Source organism: Protofrankia sp. Cas4 (assembly GCF_963555915.1).
Lineage (GTDB): Bacteria > Actinomycetota > Actinomycetes > Frankiales > Frankiaceae > Protofrankia.
Genome location: NZ_CAUVXL010000178.1, coordinates 1 through 4,135, shown reverse-complemented (window position 1 = coordinate 4,135; position 4,135 = coordinate 1). Strand labels below are relative to the sequence as shown.

The window sequence follows — 4,135 nt, the reverse complement described above, 5'->3', positions numbered from 1 at the left end:
GTAAGCCGCGTACCTGGCGCTACAGCTGGGATGCCGACGATCGGCTGACCGGTGTGACCACCCCCGACGGCTGGCGCTGGCGGTATTCCTATGATCCGTTCGGCCGGCGGATCGCCAAGCAGCGCCTCACCGGCGATAGCGCCAATGGCACCGCCGATGATGGCGGGGTGACCGAACAGGTTGACTTCGCCTGGGACGGCATGGTGCTCGCCGAACAGCACCACGTCTCCGGGGACGATCCGACGCCGCGGGTCACCACCTGGGACTGGGAACCCGGCGGTTTCCGGCCCCTCACCCAGACCGAACGCCGGCTGTCCGATCCGGCGGTGGACGACGGTGACGGTAGCGCGGGTAGGAACGCCGAGCAGGAGTGGTTCGACGCCCGGTTCCACGCCATCGTCACCGACCTCGTCGGCACGCCTACCGAGCTCGTCGACCCCGACGGGGCGCTTTCCTGGCAGGCCCGGACCACGCTGTGGGGCGCCGGCCCGCCATCGTCATCCGCCGGCGGTGCCGTCGACTGCCCGCTGCGTTTCCCGGGCCAGTACCACGATCCCGAAACCGGCGCCCACTACAACGTCCACCGCTACTACGATCCCGAGACCGCCCGGTACGAATCAACCGACCCCCTCGGCCTCGCTCCCGCCCCCAACCCCCACACCTACGTCCCCAACCCCTTGGGCTGGCTCGACCCCCTCGGCCTCGCACCGTACACAATTCTCTCAGTGATCCACGAAGATTCGCGCTTGGTCAAGGAGGCGGAAACGGCCGGGCGAACTCATCAGCGCAGCATAGATAATCTGACCTCCCAGCTTTCCCGCGGAAACCTGAATCCCGGCATTGGGAGCAAGTATCTGTTCGATGATGTTTTCGAAGCGCGGGCTCGGGATGGTGCTCGGGTTTATTTTAGAAATATTGAAGATAGAGTGGCGATTCTTGCAAAATCATCAAAGGCTAACCAGCCTCGGGTAATCGGAATTCTTAGGGAACTTTATGGTCAATGATGGGCACTGGGAAAGAGATGGGCCTTATCTGCGTCATGTAGAAGAAGGATTCACCTTGACCCTACTCGTCGGGATGGAACTAGAGGCTCCGCTGGACGTCATGGTTGAGCTTTCTGACGGTGTGCAACGATTTGCTACTATATTTACTCCTGACTCAATTGGCCGAATTCAAAAAAAAGATGTTGAATCAGGTGAATGTTTGAATGGTAGATATTTTTGGGCCAAGAACATCATTCTTGTTGACACAATTGATTCAAGCTTGGTTGAATCAATTGTACTTGACCTGATCAGATCTGGTGAGATTTATCATGCTTTTGGTACAGAGCGTTGATTATAACGAGAAAAGTCCCGAGATCAGTCGCCATGTGGCTGGGTAAGGGGCGACGAAGAACGTTGTTGATGCGAAACTCGATGGCATGATGGCGACAATGCGGGTGAGACCAGGAGGCGCGTACTCCGGGTCGCTGCTGAGGGCTTTCGGTGGCGCCAGCGCCTACGAGACCGTGCGCCGGTGACTTGATGAGCACTGGCAGCTCAAGGCCATTGTCACGATGGACCGCTTCCGTGCTGAGAATCCTGAAGACTGGGCCGAGTACTTGGCCGAGGGGGAGGAGCGGAGCGCGGTCGACGCCTCGGCTACCGAGGTGTGGGACGAGACCGCTTGGCGCGGGTGCCAAGCCCTGGGATGTGTGTGGTGGCTGGACTTCACATTATACGCATCGTTTTGAAGTTCACGTCAGGCCGGGGCCGCGTGATTGGCTGAAGCAGTTCGAGATTAAATCGGATGAACCGGGGTGGTATTCGCTGCCCGCGGAGCGGGTTTCGGAGTTCAATGCAAGGGTTGTGAAAATTATTGTGAGGCCACGCTGACGACTAATTTTTCGATCAAAAGTACGTTTCTCTCCAGTCTGGTATCGATTGCTCGCCAGCCGTCGACGTTGCCAAGTGAACTCAATGAAGAGTTTCGGCGGGCGCTTCTTGATTTCGGCTCGATGACCGATGATAATGTTTCCGCCGTGGATCGTGTACTGATTCAGCGGACTAACGGCAACGATCCGTCGGTCATCGCGCTGACCGTGGGAGCAAACGCGGTTCCCTTGGCAAGCGTAACCAACTCTGCGGAAGGATCCGACATTCCGGCCGGCGTCCGCGGCGATTTTCCGGAGCTGGAGCAAGCAGACTGGGATGCGGTGCTGAGAGTCGTGACCATGATCTTGACCGCACTGGAGTCGGAGCCGCTCCTCGAAACAGGCCCTGAGTAATGACGGTCTTCGGGATCGGTCCTGGTTGTCCGGATCGGGATCAGGTGGCTGCCGGGGGTCCTTCCTCGTCGTCGGGCAGCGGGGTGGCATGGAGGGCTACCTGTACGCCGATGGCGGCGGCTTCCAGTTCGGCCGGGTCGTCGGGGTGGCTGACCGTGCCGTCGGGGAGGACGGTCGAACCGGCCTGGGGCGAAGAAGACGTCGGTGCCGGTGGTGAATGCTTCGGCACGTATGGGCTCGGACAGTGGTGATCCTGTACCGCGGCGAGCTTGGATGGTATCGGCGATCTCCGGGTCGAGTGGTCCGGCCTCCCTGCGAGCGCAGGGTACTGCGGAACAGTTCTGAAGGGCTGGCGGTGGTCGGGGTCTGTGTTCCGCGGAACGCACCGGTCGCTCGGCTGTCGTGGACGAGCGTGGCGAACGTGGCGTTACCCGCCAGCGGGGCGTCCCCGGGTCGATCCAGCGCGGGGCCTCCTGGGGCGGCGGAACCTCCAGCATCGTGTTACTCACGGCATGTCCTCACTCTCGGAAAGTTACATCGTTATTTCTACAGGCCCCGGCTATACCGTTACGGTCACACCGGCCGCATAGCGTCTGTACGCGTTTGAAAGGTGGTGAGGGAACAGCCAACTGGATAGGCAGGAAACCGACGCCGGCGGCCTGTGGGCTCCCGGCGCGATCGTGCATGTCCCGTCCAGCCGCGCTGTGGTCCGGTAATTCACTCCTCAGATCGGTCCTGGTTCTGAGATAACGGCCCTCCAAGAAGCAGCGGCTTCCGATGAGAGGTTGACCTCATTGGAACTGCTACATCTGGCGACGCCCTATGTCCAGATTACTGATCGAGGCGTGGGATCCTGCTACGAATATTTTTGGCGTACGTTCCGATGGCGGGTTGATGCGTACGTTCCAGGTGCTCGATCCCTCCCATCCCAGCTACGCCAACATTGTCGGCAGGTTTTAGATGGCTTCGTCAGATGGCAGCGATACCAGATGTCGGGTTTGCGGCCTTGACTTGGGTGAACCCCCATGGGGGCCAGATGGTTCGAGTCCCACCTATATCATCTGTTGGTGCTGTGGCACAGAAGCGGGTGTGGACGAGATTACTCGAGAATTGGCACTGTATTTTCGAAAAAAATGGATCGATTCCGGTGCGCAGTGGTTCAGTCCGAGGGAGCGCCCTGTTGGCTGGGATTTGCAAGAACAGATAACTCATATTCCAGCTTGCTACAGGTGAAGAGATAGTCGCACAACCGGGGTGGAAGGGCTGGGACGAAGCGTTTGAGGATCCGTAATGAAGTAAGTAATGCAGGCCGGCATGCGTCTTCGCAGGTCAGGGGCTCGCAAGGGCCCCAAAGTGAACAAGTTATTTCATTCCGAATCCTGAGGGTTTTGGGCGGTGCTCGTCGCTGACCGTGAACGTGGGGACACCGCTGGGTGCACGGGATTTCGGGAAGAAGGGCGTGCATGTGCACGCCCAACGGCGTCGAAGTCGTCCTTCGTCCGGGTACCGACGGAATCGTGCTTAAACCCTTCTATGGTAAGGATTTTGGCGGCCCCTTTGATGCGGCCCTTCCTCATGTCGAGAAGGCCCTTCGGGGCCCGGTATTCCGAGCGAAGCTCAAGGGTCAGCTGGAGACCGCGCTGCCCGGTCTTGCGAAGAATCCGGATCGGTTGGTGAGGAATCGATCTATCGAAGTCCATCGACTTCTCAAATTGCTGGACAGAATTGGAAGATGAATGGCTGGAAATCGCTGGTCTCGAAGACTCTGCCGAGATTCCGGATCTACCATTCCGGGTGTGCCGGATAATCGGCTGTCTGGGAACTGGGCCATATGATGACCTTTTCGTGGTCGTTCTGGATGGGGACCGG

4 protein-coding genes are annotated in these 4,135 nt (G+C 59.1%); 3 read left to right on the top strand and 1 reads right to left on the bottom strand.

Annotated features, from left to right (window positions below):
- The 3 genes from U9979_RS16550 to U9979_RS16540 form a co-directional block, all read left to right on the top strand.
- Positions 1 to 1,004 (top strand): RHS repeat-associated core domain-containing protein (locus U9979_RS16550; protein ID WP_322780094.1); only part of this gene is annotated, 1,004 nt, incomplete at its 5' end.
- Positions 994 to 1,335, top strand: coding sequence for a hypothetical protein (locus tag U9979_RS16545; protein WP_322780093.1), 342 nt, complete (start codon positions 994 to 996; stop codon positions 1,333 to 1,335). The genes U9979_RS16550 and U9979_RS16545, both read left to right, overlap by 11 nt.
- A 463-nt stretch (positions 1,336 to 1,798) precedes the next feature.
- Positions 1,799 to 2,266, top strand: a complete 468-nt coding sequence (locus tag U9979_RS16540; protein WP_322780092.1) for a hypothetical protein — start codon at positions 1,799 to 1,801, stop codon at positions 2,264 to 2,266.
- A 40-nt stretch (positions 2,267 to 2,306) separates the two neighbouring features.
- Here the strand turns inward: U9979_RS16540 and U9979_RS16535 are convergent, their stop codons facing one another.
- On the bottom strand, positions 2,307 to 2,495 hold the full coding sequence (locus U9979_RS16535; protein ID WP_322780091.1) for a hypothetical protein: 189 nt from the start codon (positions 2,493 to 2,495) through the stop codon (positions 2,307 to 2,309).
- Between the last annotated feature and the right edge of the window lie 1,640 nt (positions 2,496 to 4,135).